The organism is Nonomuraea sp. NPDC048901, from assembly GCF_040649695.1.
Lineage (GTDB): Bacteria > Actinomycetota > Actinomycetes > Streptosporangiales > Streptosporangiaceae > Nonomuraea.
On sequence record NZ_JBEZFW010000002.1, the window covers coordinates 650,504 to 672,547 of the forward strand.

The following is a 22,044-nucleotide window of genomic DNA, read 5'->3' on the forward strand; positions in this document are numbered from 1 at the left end:
GCCCCGTGCTGCTGACCATTACGACCACCGCCACACCCGCCACCGACCTGGGCTTTCTCCTGCACAAGCATCCTGATCGGGTGCAGGAGTTCGACCGGTCGTTCGGCACGGCCACGGTCTTCTATCCGGAGTCGGGCGAGGGGCGCTGCACGGCCGCGCTGCTGCTCGAGGTCGACCCGATCGCGCTGGTCCGGTCACGCGGCAAGAACTCGCCCGACTTCAGCCTGTCCCAGTACGTCAACGACCGGCCCTACGCCGCCTCCTCCCTGCTGGCCGTGGCCCTGGGCGACGTCTTCCGCACCGCGCGGGCCGGGCGCTGCAAGGCCAGGCCGGACCTGCCGGGCCGGCCGATGCCGCTGGAGATCCGGCTGCCCGCGCTGCCCTGCCGCGGCGGGCCCGAGCTGGCGGTCCGGCTGTTCGAGCCGCTCGGCTGGGCCGTCGAGGCGAAGGCCGTACCCCTGGACGAGGGTTTTCCCGAGTGGGGCGACTCACGCTACGTCCGGCTGACGCTCAGCGGGACCGTCCGGCTGGCCGACGCGCTCAACCACCTGTACGTGCTGCTGCCCGTGCTCGACGACGGCAAGCACTACTGGATCGCGCCCGACGAGGTCGACAAGCTGGTCAGGGCCGGTGAGGGCTGGCTGTACGGGCACCCGGAGCGCGGCCTGATCATGCGCCGCTACCTGGGCCGCCGCTGGGCGCTGGCCCGGACGGCGCTGGCCAGGCTGGCCGAGCTGGGCGATGAGACCGAGGAGCAGCTGGAGCCCGCGGTCGACGAGGACGCGGCGGCGGGGGAGACCGCGGCCGACGAGGCGGCGGCCGTCGAGGCCGCGGCCCAGGGCGACGTGCCGGAGGTCAAGCCGAAGGCGCTGAACGTCAGGCGGCGCGAGGCCGTACTGGAGACCCTGGAGGAGCTCGGCGCGACCAGCGTGCTCGACCTCGGCTGCGGGCAGGGCGAGCTGGTCGGCGCGCTGCTGGCCAGGCCCAGGTTCGCCAGGGTCGCCGGGATGGACGTCTCGGCCATGGCGCTCACCATCGCCGCGCGCAAGCTCAAGCTGGACCGGATGCCCGACGGCAAGCGGGCCAGGCTGACGCTGTTCCAGGGCGCGCTTACCTACACCGACAAGCGGCTGAGCGGCTATGACGCCGCTGTGCTCATGGAAGTGGTCGAGCACGTCGACCCGCCGCGCCTGGCGGCGCTCGAACGCGTCGTGTTCGGCCACGCCCGGCCCCAGCACGTGCTCGTCACCACCCCGAACATCGAGTACAACCCCCGCTACGAGTTCCTGACCGGACTGCGCCACCGCGACCACCGTTTCGAGTGGACCCGCGCCGAGTTCGCCGCGTGGGCCGAGCGGGTGGCCGAGCAGTACGGATACCAGGTCACCTACAAGCCCGTTGGCGACGACGACCCCGAGGTCGGGCCGCCCACCCAGATGGGAGTGTTCACCCGATGAGCCCGATCAGCGTTCCCGAGCTGTCCCTCGTGGTGCTCGTCGGTGTGTCGGGCAGCGGGAAGTCGACATTCGCCGCCAAGCACTTCAAGCCGACGCAGGTCATCTCGTCCGACTTCTGCCGCGGCCTGGTCGCCGACGACGAGAACGACCAGTCGGCCACCCCCGCCGCCTTCGACCTGCTGCACCACATTGTCGGCGTACGCCTGGCCAGGGGGCTGTTCACCGTCGTCGACGCCACGAACGTCCAGTACCCGGCCCGTCGCAGCCTCATCGAGCTGGCCAAGAAGCACGACGTGCTGGCCGAGGCGATCGTGCTGGACACCCCCGAGGAGGTGGCGATCGAGCGCAACGCCGGCCGCCCGAACCGCGACTTCGGGCCCGGCGTGGTGATCCGCCAGCGCAAGGACCTGCGCCGCTCGCTGGGCAAGATCTCCCGCGACGGCTTCAGGAAGGTGCACGTGCTGCGCGGCCTGGAGGCCATCGAGAACGCGGAGCTGTCGTACGAGAAGGCGTGGAGCGACAAGCGCGAGCTGACCGGCCCGTTCGACGTCATCGGCGACATCCACGGCTGCCGTTCGGAGCTGGAGACGCTGCTGGAAAGCCTGGGCTGGCAGATCGAGCGCGTCGAGGGCAAGGCGGTGACCGCTCAGCACCCGGCCGGTCGTACGGCGGTGTTCGTCGGCGACCTGGTCGACCGTGGCCCCGACACGCCGGGTGTGCTCCGCCTGGTCATGGGCATGGTCGCGGCCGGCACCGCGATCTGCGTCGCGGGCAACCACGAGGCGAAGCTGGTGCGCGCGCTGAACGGCCGCAAGGTCAAGGTCGCGCACGGCCTCCAGGAGTCGCTCGACCAGCTCGCCGCCGAGCCGCCGGAGTTCGTCGAGCGGGCCCGTACCTTCATGGAGGGCCTGATCAGCCACTACCGGCTCGACGGCGGCCGGCTCGTCGTCGCGCACGCCGGGCTCAAGGAGGCCTACCACGGCCGCGCGTCGGGCCGCGTCCGCTCCTTCGCCCTATATGGCGACACGACGGGCGAGACCGACGAGTACGGCCTGCCGGTCCGCTACCCCTGGGCCGAGGAGTACCGCGGCCGGGCCATGGTCGTCTACGGCCACACGCCCACGATCAAGGCCGAGTGGGTCAACAACACGATCTGCCTCGACACCGGCTGCGTCTTCGGCGGCACGATGACCGCGCTGCGCTACCCGGAACGCGAGCTGGTCTCCGTCCCCGCCGAGAAGGTCTGGTACGAATCGGTCAAGCCGCTCGGCGGCGGGCCCGCCCGCGACCCGGGCATGCTCGACATCGGCGACGTCCAGGGCACCAGGCACATCGAGACCCGGTTCGGCACCCGCGTGAAGGTGATGGAGGAGAACGCGGCCGCCGCCCTGGAGATCATGAGCAGGTTCGCCGTGGACCCGCGCTGGCTGGTCTACCTCCCGCCGACCATGGCCCCGCCCGAGACCTCCGCGCTCGACGGCTACCTGGAGCACCCGCACGAGGCGTTCGAGGAGTTCGCCGCCGCCGGGGTGAGCGAGGTCGTGTGCGAGGAGAAGCACATGGGCTCGCGGGCCGTCGCCGTGCTCGCCAGGACCCCCGAGGTGGCCGCGGCCCGTTTCGGCGTGACCGACGGTTCGGCGGGCGCCGTCTACACGCGTACCGGTCGTCCGTTCTTCGACGACATGGCGCCGCTGGTGGACCGGCTGCGCGAGGCGTGCGAGCCGCTCTGGGCCGAGCTCGGCTCCGACTGGGTGGCGCTCGACTGCGAGCTGCTGCCTTGGTCGGCCAAGGCGGGCGAGCTGATCAGGAGCCAGTACGCCTCCGTCGGCGCGGCGGCGCGGGCGGCGCTGCCCGAGGCCATGTCGGCTCTGGAGGCGGCCGCCGGGCGCGGGCTGGATGTGGGCGGGCTGCTCGCCCGCACTCGACGCCGCACCGACAACGCTGCCCTGTTCCGCGACGCCTATGCGCGTTATTGCTGGCCGGTCGACGGCCTGGAGGGGGTACGGGTGGCGCCGTTCCAGATCCTGGCCTGCGAAGGCCGGGCCACGGCGCTGGAGCCGCACGCCTGGCACCTGGCGAAACTCGCCCTGCTGGACTCGCCGCTGATCACCCACACCAGGCACCTGTTCGTCTCCCTCGACTCGCCGCGGGCGCGGGCCGAGGCGGTCGAGTGGTGGTCGTCGCTCACGGCGGCGGGCGGCGAGGGCATGGTGGTCAAACCCGCTCAGTACGTGGCAGGGCGGGTCCAGCCCGGAGTGAAGGTACGCGGCCGCGAATACCTGCGGATCATCTACGGCCCCGACTACACCGAGTCGCTCGACGTCCTGCGCAGGCGGTTCCTCGGCAAGAAGCGGTCCATGGCGCTGCGCGAGTACGCGCTCGGCCTGGAGGCTCTGTCGCGCTTGGCCGACGGCGACGCGGGCTGGCGGGTCCACGAGCCGGTTTTCGGGGTACTCGCCCTGGAATCCGAGCCGGTGGACCCTCGGCTCTAGTTTTTGAGTAATCATGGCCGTACGTGGAGTGACTACGGGTAAATCCCCATTTCGGGGAGGAGGCCCGCATGGCTACTCAGTCCGGCCACCAGGAGAACCTCGGCCACGTCGTCTTCATCACGGCGGCGGCGGCCATCGGCGGGTTCCTGTTCGGCTACGACAGCGCCGTGATCAACGGCGCTGTCGTCGGCATCCAGAAGTACTTCCACGTCGGCCCGGTGGAGATCGGGATCGTGGTGGCCATCGCGCTGCTCGGCTCCGCCATCGGCGCCTGGATCGCGGGCCGGCTGGCCGACTGGTGGGGACGTACCAGGACCATGCAGGTGGCGGCCATCCTCTTCTCCGCCAGCTCGATCGGGCAGATGCTGCCCTTCGCCCTGTGGGACCTGGCCTTCTGGCGGATCCTGGCGGGTATCGCGATCGGGATGGCCTCGGTGCTCGGCCCGGCCTACATCGCCGAGGTGTCGCCGCCTGCCTACCGGGGCCGGCTCGGTTCGTTCCAGCAGCTCGCGATCGTGCTGGGCATCGCGTGCTCGCAGCTGGTCAACTACGCCTTCGTCCGGCTGGCGAAGGGTGACGTCAACAACCCGCTGTGGGGCCTGCAGGCCTGGCAGTGGATGCTGGGCGCGTGCGTCGTGCCCGCCCTGCTTTACCTGCTGTTCGCCTCGACCATCCCTGAGTCGCCCCGGTACCTGATCGCGGTCGGCCGGATCAGGCAGGCCCGCATGGTGCTGGCCGAGGTCGAGGGCGAGCACGTAGATCTGGACGCCCGGGTGGCGGAGATCCACCAGGTCCTCAGGACCGAGGAAAGGACCACGATCAAGGAGCTGCGCGGGCCCGCCCTCGGGCTGCTGCCGATCGTCTGGATCGGCATCGCCCTGTCGGTCTTCCAGCAGTTCGTCGGCATCAACGTGATCTTCTACTACTCGTCGGTGCTCTGGCAGTCGGTGGGCATCACCCAGGCCAACTCGCTGCTGATCAGCTTCTCCAGCTCGGTCATCAACATCATCGGTACGTTCATCGCGATCTCGCTGGTCGACAAGATCGGGCGCAAGCCGCTGCTGCTCATCGGCTCGGCCGGCATGGCCATCGCGCTGGGCACGGCCGCGTGGGCGTTCTCCTACGCCCGCGGGCTCAGCCTGCCCGCCCCGCAGGGACCCATCGCGCTGGTCGCGGCCAATGTGTTCGTCCTGTTCTTCGCGCTGTCGTGGGGTGTCGTGGTGTGGGTGCTCCTGGGGGAGATGTTCCCCAACCGCATCCGGGCCGCCGCCCTGGGCGTGGCCGCCTCGGCGCAGTGGATCGCGAACTGGGCGATCACGGTGACGTTCCCGGCCCTGGGGAAGTGGAACCTGCCTCTCACGTACGCCATGTACTCCTTCTTCGCCGTGCTGTCGTTCCTGTTCGTCGCCAAGTTCGTCAAGGAGACCAAGGGGCGCAAGCTGGAGGAGATGGGTTAGCGTCCGGTGCGTGATTGACGACGTGCTCGGTCCCTCGGTCGAGGTGTTGTTCTGCGGGATCAATCCCGGGCTGATGTCGGAGGCCACCGGTCATCACTTCGCCCGCCCCGGCAACCGGTTCTGGCCCGCGCTGCATCTGTCCGGGTTCACGCCCCGGCTGCTCGCCCCGGCCGAGCAGCACCTCCTGCCGTCGTACGGGCTGGGCATCACGAACGTGGTCGCCCGGCCCAGCGCCAAGGCGTCGGAGCTGACTCGTGAGGAGCTGATCGAGGGCGGAGCCCGGCTGGCCGGGCTGGTGGCGTCGGTGCGGCCCCGGGCGCTGGCCGTGCTGGGGATCTCGGCGTACCGGACGGCTTTCGCCCGGCCGAAGGCGCGGATCGGTCTCCAGCCCGAGCCGGTGGGCGGCGTGCCGGTGTGGGCGCTGCCGAACCCGAGCGGCCTCAACGCCCACTGGAACCTGGCCGGCATCGCCGCCGAATTGCGGCTGCTGCGCGAGCACATCGGGTGGCCTTCACGCAACTCTTGACGATCTCAGAGCTCGCTCCCTACTATCGGGTAACTCTTTAATGATCAACGCAATCCCCGTTTACGGTTCAACCACTTCCAGGTAGGCGGGAGTGGGCTTCGCCGTAGCCTCGTAGGGAAATCTCGCATGGCAGATGACTATGACGTCGTCATAGTCGGCGCAAGCATTTCCGGGTGCGCCGGCGCGATACTGTTCGCGAATCTGGGAGCTCGCGTCGCGCTCTTGGAAAAGCATTCCGGCATGGACGCGTACAAGGTGTTGTGCACCCATACGCTGCAACCGAGTTGCCTGCCGGTCATCAAGACGCTGGGCCTGCTGCCACTGCTCGAAGAGGCCGGGGCGCACCGGCACGTCACCCACCTGTGGACCCCCTGGGGCTGGATCGAGCCGCGCCCCGCGCCCGGCGCGGAGCCGCTTCCGCACGGACTCAACATCCGGCGCCAGACCCTGGACCCCTTGCTCAGACGGCTCGCCGCCGAGACACCGGGAGTCGACCTCCGGCTCGGCCAGAACGTCAACGGGCTCCTGGAGGAGGACGGCCGCTTCACCGGAGTCCGCGTCACCGCCAACGGCGTCGAGACCCGGCTGACGGCGCGGCTGGTCGTGGGCGCGGACGGGCGCAACTCGACCGTGGGCGCACTCAGCGGGCTGCCCGTCAGGCTCAGCGCCAACAACCGGCTGGGCTTCTTCGCCCAGTACCGTGGCCTGCCGGACGACGCGCCGAGCCGGGTGTGGTTCCTCGACCCGGACACCGCCTTCGCCTTCCCCAACGACAACGGCGTCACCGTGATCTCCTGCTCGCCCAGCAAGGAACAGCACAGCTCCGCCTTCCGCGCCGACCTCGAAGGCAGCTTCGAACGCTTCGTCCGCGCCCTGCCCGACGCGCCGCGCATCGACGAGGCCGAACGCGTCTCCAAGATCGTCGGCACGCTCGACCTGCCCAACGTCTACCGCAAGCCGTACGGACCGGGGCTCGCCCTGGTCGGCGACGCCGCCCTGGCCACCGACCCGCTGTGGGGAGTCGGGTGCGGGTGGGCGTTCCAGTCCGCGCAGTGGCTGGTGGACGCGGTCGGGGGCGCTGTGGCGAGCCAGGGCGACGTGTTGCCGGGCCTGGCGGAATACGGCAAAGCGCACCGCGCGGCCCTGGACAGCCATCACAAGCTGATGGAGGACTATTCGGCCGTACGGCCGTTCAACGTCTTCGAGCGGCTGCTGCTTTCCGCGGCGGCCCGCGACGCCGGAGCGGCCAGGCATTATTACGACTTCGCCTCCCGGCTCATCGACGTCAAACAGTTCGCGTCACCGGGCTCGCTGCTGCGCGCGGCGCGGGTCAACGCATTCCACCGCCTCCGCAACGGCAAAACGAATTCGATTTGAGGACGCCCGTGACTTCTCGTATCGCCGTAGTAGGAATGGCATGCCGTTTTCCCGACGCCGCCACCGCCGGTGAGCTGTGGGACAACGCGCTGGCGGGCCGCAGGTCGTTCCGGCGGCTGCCCCCGGAACGCATCCGGCTGTCCGACTACTGGTCCGCGGACCGTTCGGCGCCCGACCACTTCTACACGACCGAGGCGGCGCTGTTACGCGACTGGGAGTTCGACCGGCTGCGCTTCAAGGTGGCCGGTACGACCTTCCGCAATACCGACATGGTGCACTGGCTCGCCCTGGAGGTGGCCGCCGAGGCGCTCGCGGACGCCGGGTTCCCCGACGGCAAGGGCGCGCCGCACGAGACCACCGGCGTGGTCATCGGCAACTCGCTCACCGGCGAGGGCCAGCGCGCGGCGGGGATCAGGCTGCGCTGGCCGTACGTACGCCGCATCGTTGCCAACGCCCTGGAGGGCAAGCTGGACACCGAGCAGCTCACCGAGCTGCTCGGCCGGATGGAGCACGACTACAAGGCGCCGTTCCCGGTGCCCGACGGCGACTACCTGGCCGGCGGCCTGTCCAACACGATCGCCGGACGCATCTGCAACCACTTCGACCTCAACGGCGGCGGCTACGCCGTCGACGGAGCCTGCGCCTCGTCGCTGCTGGCGCTCACCACCTCCTGCAACGCGCTGGTCTCCGGCGACCTCGACGTCGCGGTGGCCGGCGGGGTGGACATCAGCATCGACCCGAACGAACTGATCGGCTTCTCCAGGGCCGGCGCGCTCGCCGTCGACGAGATGCGCGTGTACGACCAGCGGTCCGCCGGTTTCTGGCCTGGTGAAGGCTCCGGCATGGTCGTGCTGATGCGCGAGGAGGACGCCGTCGCCAGGGGCCACCGCATCCACGCCCTCATCGCCGGCTGGGGCGTCTCCTCCGACGGAGCGGGCGGGATCACCCGGCCGGAGTCCGATGGCCAGCGGCTCTGCCTCGACCGCGCCTACGAGCGCGCCGGGTTCGGCATCGAAGAGGTGTCGTACTTCGAAGGGCACGGCACCGGCACCGCCGTCGGCGACGCCGCGGAGCTGGAGACGATCTCCGAGGCGCGAAAGGCGGCCGCTCCGGCCGCGCGGCCCGCAGTCATCGGCTCGATCAAGGCGAACATCGGCCACACGAAGGCGGCCGCCGGGATGGCCGGCCTGATCAAGGCGGTCATGGCGGTCAACAGCGCGGTGCTGCCGCCGACCACCGGCTGCGAACGGCCCCACAAGATCCTCTCCGGCGACTCCCCGGCCCTGCGCACCCTCCGCAAGGCCGAAGCATGGCCGCAGGACGCGCCGCTGCGCGCGGGCGTCAGCGCCATGGGCTTCGGCGGCATCAACACGCACGTGGTGATCGAGTCTCCGCGCCGGCGCCGCCCCCGCCTGGACGGGCGGACCCGGACGCTCATGAACTCCCCCCAGGACGTGGAGCTGTTCTGCCTGGACGCCGACTCACCGGCCGACCTGCGGCAGGAGGCGGAGCGCCTAGCCGAGATCGCGGTCGGCCTGTCCCGGTCCGAGCTGCCCGACCTCGCCGCGTACCTGGCCAGGAAGATCGGCCGCAGGCCGAGCCGCGCCGCGGTGGTCGCCGGCACGCCCGCCGCGCTCGCCGAGCGGCTGCGGCAGGTCGCCGAGCTGGCCGGGCAGGGCACGGAACGGCACCTCGACAGCGCGGCCGGGGTCTTCCTCGGCACGCTCGGCGAGCTGCCGCGCATCGTGCTGATGTTCCCCGGCCAGGGCTCCGGCACCCGCGCCGACGGGGGCGCGCTGCGCCGCCGCTTCGACTCGGTCGACGAACTGTACGAGATGGCGGCCCTGCCCACCGGCGGCGACCAGGTCGAGACGGCCGTCGCCCAGCCGCGCATCGTGACCGCCTCGGTGGCCGGGCTGCGGGTGCTGTCCGAGCTGGGCGTCGAAGCCGGGACCGCGATCGGGCACAGCCTCGGCGAACTCGTCGCGCTGCACTGGGCCGGCTCGTTCGACGAGGCCGCGGCGCTGCGGATCGCCGCCGCCCGGGGACGGGCCATGAGCGAGCTGTCGGAGAGCGGCGGCGCGATGGCCAGCATCACCGCGGACCACGACACCGTGGCCGCGCTGCTCGGCGACGATCCCGTGGTCGTCGCCGGTCTGAACTCCCCGCGCCAGACCGTGGTGTCAGGACCCGCCGAGGCCGTGACCCGGGTCGTCGAGCGGGCCACCCGCCAGGGCCTGTCGGCGGTCAGGCTCCCCGTCTCGCACGCCTTCCACTCGCGGCTGGTCGCCCCGGCCGCCGACGTCTTCGCGGGCCGGCTGGCCGAAGAGCGGCCCGAGCCCGTCGGCCGGCACGTCATCTCGACCGTGACCGGAGCGCCGGTCGTCGGCGAGCCGCTCGAACTGCTGCGCGAGCAGATCACCGCGCCGGTCCGCTTCATCGAGGCGCTCACGGCGGCGGCCAAGGACGCGGACCTGCTCATCGAGGTGGGACCCGGCCTCGTACTGACCCAGCTGGCCCGCGACATCGTCGACGTTCCCGCCGTCGCCACGCGTACGGACGACGACTCCCTGGCCGGCATCCTGCAGACGCTGGGCGCGGCGTTCGCCGTCGGCGCCGGGGTGAAGGTCGGGGAGCTGTTCGAGGACCGCTTCACCCGCGCCTTCGACCCGGCCGCCACCCCGACCTTCATCACCAACCTGTGCGAGGTCGTCCCGGAGATCGACTCCGCCCTGCTGGTCAGCGCCGCCGCTCCCGCGTCGGCCTCCTCTTCCTTGGACGAGCCCACCGGAGACCCGCTCCTCCTGCTGCGCCGGCTGGTCGCCGAGCACGCCGAGTTCCCGCTGGAGTCGGTGCAGGCGGACAGCAAGTTCCTGGACGACCTGCACCTCAGCTCGATCGTGGTGGGCGAGCTCGTCGGCGAGGCCATGCGCCGGCTCGGGCTGTCCGAGCCCGCCGCGCCCACCGGGTACGCCACCGCGACCCTGGGCCAGGTCGCCGAGACGCTGGAGCAGCTGGTCGCGACGGGCGCGGCCCCGGCCGAGGACGCCGAGACGGCGGCGGCCCGCATCGTGCCGCCCGGCATCGCGCCCTGGGTGCACAGCTTCGCCGTCGGGAGACGCGACAGCACCCCGTCGGGGCGTACGGCGCCGCGCACCCAGGGCACCTGGCAGGTCATCGGTGAGCATCTCGCCGCCGACGCCGTCCGGACCGCGCTCGAAGCGGCGGCCACCGGCACCGGCGTCCTGGTCATCCTCCCCTCGGGCCCGCGTGCCGAACGGCTGGCGGTGCTGCGCGCCGCCGCCGAGGCGGTGCTCGCGGGCAAGGAGGTGACCCGCTGCGCGATCGTCCAGGAGGAGCCCGGCGGGGCCGGCTTCGCCAAGAGCCTGCACCTGGAGGCGCCCTGGGTCGCCACCACCGTCGTGACCCTCCCGCTCGACGCGGCCGAGGCGCCCGCGTGGATCACCGCGGAGGTTAGCGCGACCGACCGCTTCAAGGAGGTCTTCTACGACGCCGACGGCATCGGTACAGAGCCCGTCCTGACGCCGGTGGAGCTCGTCGGCACCGAGCTGCCGCTCGGCCCCGACGACGTGCTGCTCGTCACCGGCGGCGGCAAGGGCATCACCGCCGAATGCGCGCTGAGCCTGGCCAAGGAGACCGGCACCCGGCTGGCCCTGCTCGGCCGATCCGATCCGGAAGAAGACAGCGAACTCGCCGCCAACCTGGAGCGGATGGCGGCGACCGGAGTGACCGCCCGCTACGTGCGCGCCGACGTCACCGACGCGGCGCAGGTGGCCGAAGCGGTCGCCGCGATCGAACGACACCTCGGCAAGGTCACCGGCGTCCTGCACGGAGCCGGTGGCAATGTGCCCAAGCTGCTCGGGGAGCTCACCGACACCGACTACGCGGCCACGATCGACCCCAAGGTCGGCGGGCTCGAAGCGGTACTCACGGCCGTCGGCACGGACGCGCTGAAGCTGCTGGTCACGTTCGGCAGCATCACCGGGCGGGCCGGGCTGCGGGGTGAGGCCCACTACGCCATAGCCAACGAGTGGCAGAGCGACCTCGTCGAACGGCTGGCGCGCGAGCTGCCGCACTGCCGGTGCCGGGCCGTGGAGTGGTCCTTGTGGTCGGGTGTCGGGATGGGGGAGCGGCTCGGCTCGGTGGAGAACCTCGCCCGGGTGGGCGTCACCACCATCACGCCCGACCAGGGGGTGGCCATGCTCCGGGAGCTGATCGCCGACCCCGGCGCGCCCGTCGTCACCGTGGTTACGGGCCGGTTCGGCGAAATGCCGACGGTGACCTTCAGCGCCGGCTCTGAGAGGGGTGACGATCTGCCACTGCTGCGCTTCCTGGAGCAGCCGCGCGTCTACTACCCCGGCATCGAGCTGGTGGCCGACTCCGAGGTCGGCTGGGCCAGCGATCCCTACCTCGCCGAGCACGTCTTCGGCGGCGGAGAAGGGGCGGTCGTGCCGGGCACGGTGGGCATGGAGATCATGGCTCAGGCCGCGGCCGGCCTGCTCGGCACGGACACCGTGCCGGTCCTGGAGGACGTCGAATTCCTCCGGGCCATCGTCGTGACCGAGGACGCCCCGGTGACGGTACGGGTGGCGGCGCTGCGTACCGGGCCGGGCCGGGTCGTCACGGCGGTTCGTACGAGTACGACCAAATTCCAGATCGACCACTTCCGGGCGGTCTGCGACTACTCCGGCGCCAAGGCGGAAACGCTCGGGCACACTGGCGTCAAGCCTGGGACCCTCGGGCTTGCACGGCCCGGCGACGTGGCGCTGCCGCCGCTGGCCTTCGACCCCGCGACGGACCTCTACGGGCCGATGCTCTTCCACGGCCCGCGCTTCAAGCTCGTCGAGAGCGTCCATCGCACCGGCGCCCAGCATGTCACGGGACGGCTCCTCGCGGGCACCGGCTCCTCCTGGTTCGGACGGTATCTCCCCGACCGGCTGCTGCTCGGCGACCCGGCCGCTCGGGACGCCTACATGCAGCCGATGCAGACCTGCGGGCCGACCGTACTGGCCATCCCCGCGGGAGTGGAGCGCATCGTGCCGGGCCCGTCGACCGGCGCGCAGCCGACCGACGTCTACATCCGGCACCGCTTCGACGACAAGTGCTGGGACATCGAGGTCACCGACCGCGACGGCGACGTCATCGAGACCTGGCAGGGCTTCCGGACGCAGCTGGTCAGCAAGTACGAGGTGCCGCGCGAGTGGGTCCCCATGCTGCTGGGCTCGTACCTGGAACACGTGCTCATCGAGCAGAACCTGGCCGGCCGCGTCCTGCTCGACACCGACGGCGACGGACTGGAACGGCGGCAGGCCAGCCGGTTGGCCATCCAGCGGCTGTTCGGTGCCGAGGCCGAGGTCGTCTGGCGCCCGGACGGCAAGCCGGAGGTACTGGGCGGAGAGATCGTGTCGATCGCGCACTCGGCGGGCGTCACCATGGCGACGACCACTCCGGGGTGCGATCTGGAGACGGTCACGCCCCGGAGCAGGCAGACCTGGTCGACGCTGCTCGGCGCGGACCGGCTCGCGCTGGCCGAGGCCGTCGCGGACGAGACCGGGGAGGACTTCGACACCGCGGCCACGCGGATCTGGACGGCCGCCGAGTGCCTGGTGAAGGCGGGCCGGCCGGTGGACGCCGCGGTGACGTTCGACTCGGCGCGGGAAGGCGGCTGGGTGGGGCTGGTCGCCGGCGATGACCGGATCCTGACGATGTCCACCAGGCTGCGCGGTGTGTCGGCCCCCGTCGTACTCGCGATCCTGGCCGCGACCGACCCGAACGCCGGCAAGGCGGGAGAGCTGCGATGACCGGGGACGCGTACGAATACCGGCACGTCGTGGGCATCGAGGACACCGACCTGCTCGGCAACGTCAACTACGTCAACTACATCCGCTGGCAGGGCCGCGCCCGGGAGATGTTCCTGCGGGACTTCGTCCCCGACGTGGTGGCCGGGTTCGCCGACGGGGTGCGCCTTCTGACCGTGAGCTGCCACTGCGACTACCTGCGGGAACTGGCGGTCTTCGACGAGGTGGTCATCAGAATGCGTCAGGGAGAGCTGGGCCAGACCCAGTCGGTGATGACCTACGAGTACTGGCGTCAGCTCCCGGACGGAGGCGAGGAACTGGTCGCCACCGGGGAGCAGCGGATCGCCTGCGTACGTCCCGACGAGAACGGCCACCTGGTTCCGGCCCGGATTCCGGAGCAGATGCGGCGCCTGCTCGAACAGGTACGCAGCCCGCGCCGCTGATCCTTCGAAGGGAATGACCATGCACGCTGTTTCCGCCACCGCCCGCTGGACCGCGGCCGCCAGGGCGAAGGAGTCGGGACGCGAAGACGCGCTCTTCACCGACCACCTGGCCGAGGAACTCGCCGGAGAGGAGGGCGCGACCCTCTTCGCCCGCTACGACAACCCGGGCGTCGGCGAGTTCATCGCCATCCGGACCCGCTATCTGGACGACGTGATCTCCGAGCGCTCCGGCCTCGGACAGGTCGTACTGCTGGCGGCCGGCCTGGACACGCGCTCTGTACGGCTGCCGTGGCCTCCCGAGACCATGCTGTACGAGATCGACCAGGCCGACCTGCTGGAGGAGAAGGACAAACGGCTCGCCGAACTCGGCGCCCAGCACCGCTGCGCTCGCCGGGCCGTCGGCGCCGACCTGACCGGCGCCTGGCCGCAGGCGCTTCGGGAGGCCGGCTGGGATCCGGCTGCGCCGACTCTGTGGGTGGTGGAGGGGCTGCTGTTCTACATGCCGGAGCCTGACGCTCGCCGGCTGGTGGAGCTTGTCGCGGAGATCACGGCTCCGGGGAGCGTGCTCGCCGGGGATCTGCTCAGCCACCAGTCGATGATCAGTGAGTTCTCGGCGGAAGGGTTGCGCAGGCTGACGGAGGACGGCTGCCCGTGGCTGTTCGGCACGGACGAGCCGGAGGAGTTCCTGTCGGGGTGCGGCTGGCGGGTCACGGAGCTGAAGACCCCCGGGGAGGAGGGCGCCTCGTACGGCCGGTGGCCGTGGGATCCGCCGCTGCCCCGGGACGTCATGGGCTTCCCCCGGAACTTCCTGTTCATCGCGGACCGCTGACCAGCATGGTCGCGCGATGGTCGCTGAGTGATCGTTTCGTGATCGCGTGATCACGTTCGGTGCCGACCATTTGCGCCCGTAGGTACCCTTGGCCTGTGGCGGGTGCCTCTGACCAGCCACGAAGCACCATTCCCCCCCTCAGATCACGGGCCGGTGCGGCTGCCATCACGTTGAGTTCGCAGCGTTCAAAGTGTCTCCTCAGCCGCCCCAACTGATAGGAGACTTGTGTTCAAGGCAATCAGCAGGCGATCAATGGCGCTGGCCACCCTCATGGCTCTAGGGCTCGCACTGATCACCACCGCCACGGCCGCTGCGGGCGTGAACCACGCCGCCATCATCGGAGGTAGGGACGCGACGGAGCCCTACTCGTTCATGGCGTCCTTCCGGCTGAGCGAAGTGCCCAACCACCACTGCGGCGGTGCCCTCATCGCCGCCGACTGGGTCGTCACCGCCGCCCACTGCAAGGGACTCATGAAACCCGGCGAGACCCGGGTACGCATCGGCTCCCTCGACCGGGACAAGGGTGGAGTCGTCGCCCGCGTGAAGCGGATCGTCACCCATCCCGACTGGAGCGGCCGCGACTCGAGCGGGGAGCGCAAGGGCGACCTGGAGCTGATCCAGCTGGACCGGCGAGTGAACCTCGCGCCCATCCGCATCGCCGACAGCCCCGGCCGAGTGGGCGACCCGAGCCGGGTCATCGGCTGGGGCATGACCTGCGAGAGCATGGCGAGATGCGAGAACGGTTCCGAGAAGCTGCAGGAACTCGACACCGTACGCGTATCCGACAACCGTTGCGTCGACCTCAACAGCGGCACCGAGCTGTGCACCAGCGACAGCGCCGGGCGCGCGGCCAGCGCCTGCCACGGTGACTCCGGCGGCCCGCAGATCCGCAAGATCGCCGGCCGATGGGAGCTGATCGGAGCCACCTCGCGCGACGGTGACGACGTGGACGAGCGGATGGGCGGCGGCGCCGGCTGCTCCACCAACCCTGACGGCGGACCGGGGGTCGGCGTCTGGACGGACGTGACCCACTACCGCTCGTGGATCACTCGCACCATAGAGGCGTGACCCACTAGGACGGTGATCCCCCTCTATGGGGGGCGGGCTCCCCCGAGCGGGGGAGCCCGGACGGCTCTCGTCGCTGGCACAGTCATCGCCTATGAGGACGATGGGTTACGCGGCCATGGGCTGGACCGGTCTTTACGTGGTGTCGAAGGTCTTCTTCGCCTTGGAGGGGCGGCTGGGGGTCACGGGCGGCCCGCACGTCTCGCCCGAGAGCTATCAGGGCTACGGGCCGGGCGAGGTGGCGTAGTGGGCCAACGCCGGGAGCGGGGTGCTGATCATCGTGTTCCTGCTGGCCGCCCAGGTGCGTTTCGACAGGTGCTGGCCGCGTGTGGTCCTGCTCGTACTGCTGTGGCTGTGCACCGCCATGGCGGCGGTGGGGACGGTCGGCATGCTGGGCGGTGCGCTGTTCACCGATCGCGGCGGCGCGGTGTTCGGCGGCTATTGCGCGGTCTGGGCCGTGCTCCTCTTCCTGGCCACGCGTGACCTTCAGCGTCGCCCTCTCCGGGTCGTGACATGAGGCGCGGGACCCCGGTTGGCCTCTAGCGTTGTAAAGCGGTTATAAAGATCCGGCCCTGGAGATGTCGCTCGATGTGTGTGCCCGAAACCACCCTGTCGGCGTTCCGGGGGCATTGAGGCGGGCCGTGTTGCCGCTCGTCAGACTGGATCTTGCTCTTATCGGACGCACTCCATCGTCCTGGGACTCCAGATGTTACAGATAATGTGTTCGAGTTTTGAGTGATCCATCTCACACTTGTCAGGTTGTTCAGACAAAGATATTGATCTTGTGTCATGTCGACTCACGCCTGATTGATGGTGTTAGTGAACGAATTGCGACGTACAACGAGATTGGGCGGGAAACCGCCCCAGAAAATCACCCTGGCAACGGTGCTCACGGTGGCAGCATCGCTGCTGGTAGCAGGAACAGTGACGTCGGCCATGGCCGACCCGGTGCCCGCTGGGAGCGCTCCCGGCTCGACGAAGACCTTCTTCCCGCGTCCCGAGGACCCGGACGCGGCTTTACGCGCGGCCGTGGAGGAGGCCGTGAGGCGCAACGAGGCGGTTCCCGTAGAGGCGGCCTTCACGGAGACGTCACGTACCTGGGCTTACCCGGACCGCCATCTGGTTACTGAGTCGTATTCCGGCCCGGCCCAGCTCAAGCAGGGCGACGGCTCGTGGCAGTGGATCGACACCTCCCTGGTCGAGCAGAACGGGGTGCTACGGCCCAAGCGCGCCAAGGGCGGCGTGCGCCTGTCGACCGGCGGCACGCAACCTTTCGCGACCATGAAGCTGGGCAGGGACCGTTCGTTAGGGCTGTCCTGGCCGACGACGCTGCCACGCCCTCAGATCAAGGGCAACGTAGCCACGTACGTAGGAGCCGCCGGCCCATCGGCGGACTTGGTGGTGACGGCTTTAGCTACCGGATTCCGGCACGACATCGTGTTACGCGAACGGCCGACCGGAGCGGTCGAGTTCCGCATCCCGGTCCAGGCACGCGGGCTGGACCTCAAGACGACCAAGTCGGGTGGCCTCTCGCTGACGGCCGCCAAGGGCAAGCAGGTGGCGTCCGCTCCGACGCCGCTGATGTGGGACGCGGCGACCGACAAGCCGAGCGCTGAGCACCCTGGCCGCCAGGCGAAGATCAAGACGACGGTCGAGGGCAAGGACGCATCGACCGTACTTGTGCTCAAGCCGGACGCGGAGTGGCTGGCCAACCCGGCCACACAGTATCCCGTCACCGTGGACCCCACGACCACGCTCGGGGTGAGCCAGGAGGTCGGGATCAGTTCTCCTAGCCTCCAGTCGTCACCGGGGTTCGTCCGCCGAACGCAAGTGAACGCAAGCGATCGGATCACCCGCGCGCTGATGGCCTTCGACACCGCCCCGATCTCAGGGCGCCACGTGGTCAAATCCACCATGCAGTTGATGCTGCGTGAGGACGCCGTCAACTGCAGTGCTTTTCAAGGGATCGTCGCACAGCGCATCACCGCGCCGTGGGTGGCCGACAATACCTTCTGGGGTAACCAGCCCTCCACCACACCGGAGGGCCGCTCCACCATCGACCCCTGTGCGCTGCCGCGCACGGCCGGCGCCGTGTGGAGCTGGGACCTCACCAACATGACCCAGCAGTGGGCCTCGGGCGCCGCCAACAACGGCCTGATGCTGAGCCTGACCTCGGAAAGCCCTGTCCCCAAGAACTTCATCGAGGACTTCCTGTTCTGGCCGTTGATGTTCAACCAGAACGTGCCCAAGCTAAGCGTGGACTGGGTGCTCCCGCCGGAGATCCCCACCGTCTCCGCCGAATCAATCGACTCCATCAGCGGCAACGACGCCATCGCACGCAGCACCAACGTCAAAGTCACCTACAAGTCCAGCGTCCCGGAAACGGCGAACCTGGACTACACCGTGACGGTCAACGACTCCACCATGCCTCCTCCGGCCGCCCAACTCCCCACCGGGGAAGCAGCCTTGTGGAAGCTTGATGAGACCTCCGGCACCACCGCAGCCGACTCGACCGGCAAGGGCTTCAACGCCAGCCTCAGCGGAACCTACAGCCGCACCCCCGGTCAGCTCGGACAGGCGGTCAAACTGTCTCCCGGTGGCCTGATCAGCACCGGCAAACCGGTCCTCAACACCAACCAGAGCTACACGGTGACAGCCTGGGCTCGACTCGACGCCACCGCCACCGACCAGGCCGTCCTCGCACAGCAGGGCACCCAGCTGCCGGCCTTCACCATCGGCTACAGCGCCTCCGGTGCCGCCGACATGGACCAGCGGTGGATGTTCACGCTGATGGAGGACGACAGTCAGACCAGCATCAAGCCGGTGCCCGTCTTATCCAAGAACCTGGCCAAGACCGGCCAGTGGCAGCATCTCGCTGCGCAATACGACGCATCCGCGCACAAGATGCGCCTGTACATCGACGGCGAACTGGCTGCCGAACGCGACCACACCGTCGACTGGAATGCCCGCGGTGCCTTCGAGATCGGCCGCGGTGTCGTTTTGGTAGATGGCGCGACCTTCGACGGCGCCATCGACGACGTACACACCTACCAGCGCGTGCTGACCGCCGACGAGATCCGCTCCCTGGTCGGCGTGCCCAGCACCACCACCCACAACAACATCCCTTCCGGGCAGGCGCTGGACAAGGTGTTCACGCTGGACAACCCGGCCAGCTTCAAGTTCGTGGTCAAGGCGTGCCGAAGCGGCGTCGTCCCGCCGTCGTGCAACGAGAGCCCGGCCTACCGGATCACCTCGGACGCGCCGACGCTGCCGAGCGACACCGAAACCGGCATGGCCGACCCGACCCAGCCGATCTTGTCCGGCATGGTCAACCGGCCGTCCGGCGGCGCGGTTTTGGCCAAGTACTACCTGTATGACAACACGGGCGCACCGGTCGGTTCGGCGCCGCTTGGCACCCGTACGGTCAACGGGGGCGAGCGAGCCTCGTTCCAGGTGCCCGCGAATACCGTGCAGCCTGGGCGTACGTACAAGTGGCAGATGGTCGCCTGTGCTACAGGGCCTGGCTCGTCTGACCCCGGCCCTGATCCAACACCCAACCCGACGCCGACGCCGACACCGACGCCCACCCCAACGCCGACTCCGAATCCGACGCCAAGCGGCTTGGTTGCCGCCTATGGCATGGACGCGGGCACCGGAACCGCCGTCGCCGACAAGACCGGCACCAACAATGGCACCTCCAGCAGCACCTCCTGGGTGGCCGGCAAGTACGGCAAAGCCCTGTCCTTCAACGGCACTTCCAGCTGGGTCACCGTCAACCACTCACCCTCGCTGAAGATGAACAACGCCCTGACGCTGTCGGCCTGGGTCAAGCCCAGCGCCGCCGATGGCTATCGCACCGTCATGGGCAAGGACAACGCGACGCTGGACGATCTCGGCTACGGCCTGTACGCGTCCAACGGCTCCAAACCCATGGGTCTGCTGGCCACCGACGGCGATCTCGAAACGGTCCCAGGAAGTGGATCGCTGCCGGTCAACACCTGGAGCCACCTCGCCGTCACCTACGACGGCACCACCGCCCGGCTGTACGTCAACGGCAGCCAGGTAGGCCAGAACCCCGTCACGGGCAATCTGCTCGACGACGGCGGCGCCTTCCACATCGGCGGCAACTCGATATACGGAGAGTATTTCAAGGGCGCGATCGACGAAGTACGCGTCTACAACCGCGCCCAAGCCGCCACCGAAATCACCACCGACATGAACACCCCACTGGGCGGCACGACTACCTTGGCCGACAGGGCTCAGCCGCCATCGACAGCGGCGGCCACGACGTCGGACGGATCAGGCAGTGAGGTCTGTACGTCCAAGACCAATGCCGTCAACTTCACCACTCCTGGAACCCCTACGCCAGAGCCGGACGAGGATGTCCGACACTTGACGCTGGGCAAGGACGGCTTCGTCATCAAGACGGGCAGGACGGACCCCACCGCGTGTGAGGGTAACCCATGCTCACTTGCCGATGGCGACAAAATTCAGGTCGGCGGCAGTGGTACCGACAAACTGGCGTCCGTCGTCGGTCTCAAGTTGGATGAGGTCCCGAACGGATCAACATTCACCACGGCCATGCTTAAGCTGGGCAGCGCGTCCTGTTCCTCGGGAACGTGTCCCCCGGACACGGTCATAACGGCGGCACCGCTTAAGAAAGAGGTCACCGGGAGTACCAAGGGGTCTGAACTCATCGGAAACGTCGACACGGCAGCAAAGAACTACACGCTTCCGGTGACCGCCCCTGAGGCTGACATAGCCGACGGCGATTACACCTGGTACATGCTGACCTCCAATCGCGAGGAAGCCGTCACTTTCGGTGGGCCATCCGCTGCCGAGCAGATCTCGCTCGCGATCACTTATTCCCTTGCTCGCCCGCCCAGCAAGATCATAAATCTGGCCGTTCAATCAGGCGACAGCGGCATCATCGCCAGTTGGGGCCTACCTGAGGAGAACGGAGGTCCTCTACTGCTGGACGGGTACGACGTCGAAGTAATCGATGCTGGCGGCGCAACAGTTCAGGCCATCAGTGTAGCGATCCCCACCGTAGCGATCGGCGGCCTGACCAACAAAACAGCCTATACGCTCCGAGTTCGATCACGAACGGCCGTCGGCGTTAGCGGTTGGGAGGCCGCCACCGCCACTCCCAAGGCCGCCCCACCGCCGCCAGCGAACACGCATGACTGTGTGTTGGAGAACAATCAGCAGAAGGCCACTGCTGCGGACGATTCTGCGGTACCAGCGTACAAGGACCGGATAGAAGACTACTTCGCGACGCAGGATGCTGTTTTAGAGGGGCGAGCGGACACGGTCTGGAATGCGCCTGGAGTAGTGGCATCATCGCCTTCCACCGCGCAACTCTCATTGCTCAATGAAATGCTTGTGGGTCAGCGCCAGTTGTTGGAACAGGGGCGGATCACACGAGCTGATTCCACGACCACCGTCGACAATGTAGTCGTGCAACCGACGGTGGACGGCGGTGCCCGGGTGACCGCCAGAGTACACCGCAAATGGAAGGAGACTTCTGCGGATGCGACTACTGCGCAGAAGACGTCCTCGACGGAATCAGGGCCATCAGGCCAAGTAGAACCAGACGAAGCGACGATCTCGATCTTCGTGTACGACAGGTGCGGGGGCCTGATCATCATAGAAGCGCCGATTCCCGCTGGCCAGGATTCGACGGATTTCAATGACAGTGCCTGCTCCTCTATGGTCGATGGATCTACGGCCACACTGGCCGCCGCCTGCCCGATCGACCAGAACGTCTCTGGCGGCTCTTGCATCGTGAAAGACGGCCTTCCGTACTTCAGTTATCCTGACAATAATCTCACGTGCGAAATCAACCAATCCCTGGGAAAGAAAGGTTGGTACTTCAAGACGACCCTCTACTCTGAATGGCCTGACGCGGAGGATGAAGGGTCCTGGAAGAAGGATCAGATCTGGAAGATCAAAAAGTTCCAGAATAGAGTGCAACTGTATCCTCAGAGCAGCAACAAGACGTGGGGATGGGGATCGGAATTCGCTAAGGCTCTGGATGAAGGGGCTGAGTTGTACGCCCTCAGCAGCGCCTGCTTCGGCTGGCAGCGCAAAGATTACTCGCAGAGCGCTAACCTCGAGGTCAGCCCCGGGAATATCGGAGACGTCGCCCTTTCTGGTGGCATAACCCTGGCCACCGCGGCTGGCGAAGACTGTCAGAACTACAGCCCTATGGCGAAAGGAAAAATCGGGAACCATAAACTACAGGACGACTACCCGCTCATTGTCGGACGTTGCCCTCAAGGCAAATTGAACGACTGCAAGATCGTCGCATACCGGCACACGCTTACCAGCCGTGTGGCGTGGGATTTCAGGGCGTGGGACCGGCTTGACAACGGAAAGCTCAAAAAGAAGCGCTTCCAGTCGTTCCCCATCACGCACACCCTGTACGTGGAGGCGAGCAGATCCTTCGATTATGGCAACATCAATCCTGAGGTGACGAAGTGCAACGCGAGAGCGCGCCGCTCCTCGCTCGAAGTACAGCCTCTGTAGGCACCGTAGTTTGAGCTCTCGGGAAGCGAAACCTGCTTCCCGGGAGCT

12 protein-coding genes are annotated in these 22,044 nt (G+C 68.6%); all 12 read left to right on the top strand.

Annotation, left to right across the window (positions count from 1 at the left end):
* Positions 1-5 precede the first annotated feature (5 nt).
* The gene (locus AB0C30_RS08075; protein WP_357940862.1) at positions 6-1,457 is read left to right on the top strand and encodes a 3' terminal RNA ribose 2'-O-methyltransferase Hen1; all 1,452 of its coding nucleotides are present in this window, start codon (positions 6-8) and stop codon (positions 1,455-1,457) included.
* On the top strand, positions 1,454-3,949 hold the full coding sequence (locus AB0C30_RS08080; RefSeq protein WP_357940864.1) for a polynucleotide kinase-phosphatase: 2,496 nt from the start codon (positions 1,454-1,456) through the stop codon (positions 3,947-3,949). The genes AB0C30_RS08075 and AB0C30_RS08080 overlap by 4 nt, the downstream gene beginning before the upstream one ends.
* A 68-nt stretch (positions 3,950-4,017) precedes the next feature.
* Positions 4,018-5,406 carry a sugar porter family MFS transporter gene (locus AB0C30_RS08085; RefSeq protein WP_357940866.1) on the top strand — a complete coding sequence of 463 codons (1,389 nt, stop codon included), beginning with the start codon at positions 4,018-4,020 and terminating at the stop codon, positions 5,404-5,406.
* 10 nt (positions 5,407-5,416) lie between these two features.
* Positions 5,417-5,932, top strand: a complete 516-nt coding sequence (gene mug / locus AB0C30_RS08090; protein ID WP_357940868.1) for a G/U mismatch-specific DNA glycosylase — start codon at positions 5,417-5,419, stop codon at positions 5,930-5,932.
* Positions 5,933-6,058: 126 nt separating this feature from the next.
* Positions 6,059-7,309 carry an NAD(P)/FAD-dependent oxidoreductase gene (locus AB0C30_RS08095; protein ID WP_357940870.1) on the top strand — a complete coding sequence of 417 codons (1,251 nt, stop codon included), beginning with the start codon at positions 6,059-6,061 and terminating at the stop codon, positions 7,307-7,309.
* A gap of 8 nt (positions 7,310-7,317) precedes the next feature.
* Entirely contained in the window at positions 7,318-13,131 is a 5,814-nt protein-coding gene (locus AB0C30_RS08100; RefSeq protein ID WP_357940872.1) for a type I polyketide synthase, read from the top strand.
* A complete protein-coding gene (locus tag AB0C30_RS08105) occupies positions 13,128-13,571 on the top strand; it encodes an acyl-CoA thioesterase (protein ID WP_357940874.1) in 444 nt (147 codons plus the stop codon). Before AB0C30_RS08100 ends, AB0C30_RS08105 begins: the two co-directional genes overlap by 4 nt.
* Before the next feature lie 19 nt (positions 13,572-13,590).
* Positions 13,591-14,400, top strand: coding sequence for an SAM-dependent methyltransferase (locus AB0C30_RS08110; RefSeq protein ID WP_357940876.1), 810 nt, complete (start codon positions 13,591-13,593; stop codon positions 14,398-14,400).
* Positions 14,401-14,625: 225 nt separating this feature from the next.
* The gene (locus AB0C30_RS08115) at positions 14,626-15,468 is read left to right on the top strand and encodes a serine protease (protein ID WP_357940878.1); all 843 of its coding nucleotides are present in this window, start codon (positions 14,626-14,628) and stop codon (positions 15,466-15,468) included.
* Positions 15,469-15,559: 91 nt separating this feature from the next.
* The gene (locus AB0C30_RS08120) at positions 15,560-15,712 is read left to right on the top strand and encodes a hypothetical protein (RefSeq protein ID WP_357940880.1); all 153 of its coding nucleotides are present in this window, start codon (positions 15,560-15,562) and stop codon (positions 15,710-15,712) included.
* Positions 15,713-15,733: 21 nt separating this feature from the next.
* A complete protein-coding gene (locus AB0C30_RS08125) occupies positions 15,734-15,982 on the top strand; it encodes a hypothetical protein (RefSeq protein WP_357940882.1) in 249 nt (82 codons plus the stop codon).
* Positions 15,983-16,350: 368 nt separating this feature from the next.
* On the top strand, positions 16,351-21,996 hold the full coding sequence (locus AB0C30_RS08130) for a LamG-like jellyroll fold domain-containing protein (protein WP_357940884.1): 5,646 nt from the start codon (positions 16,351-16,353) through the stop codon (positions 21,994-21,996).
* Positions 21,997-22,044 lie beyond the last annotated feature (48 nt).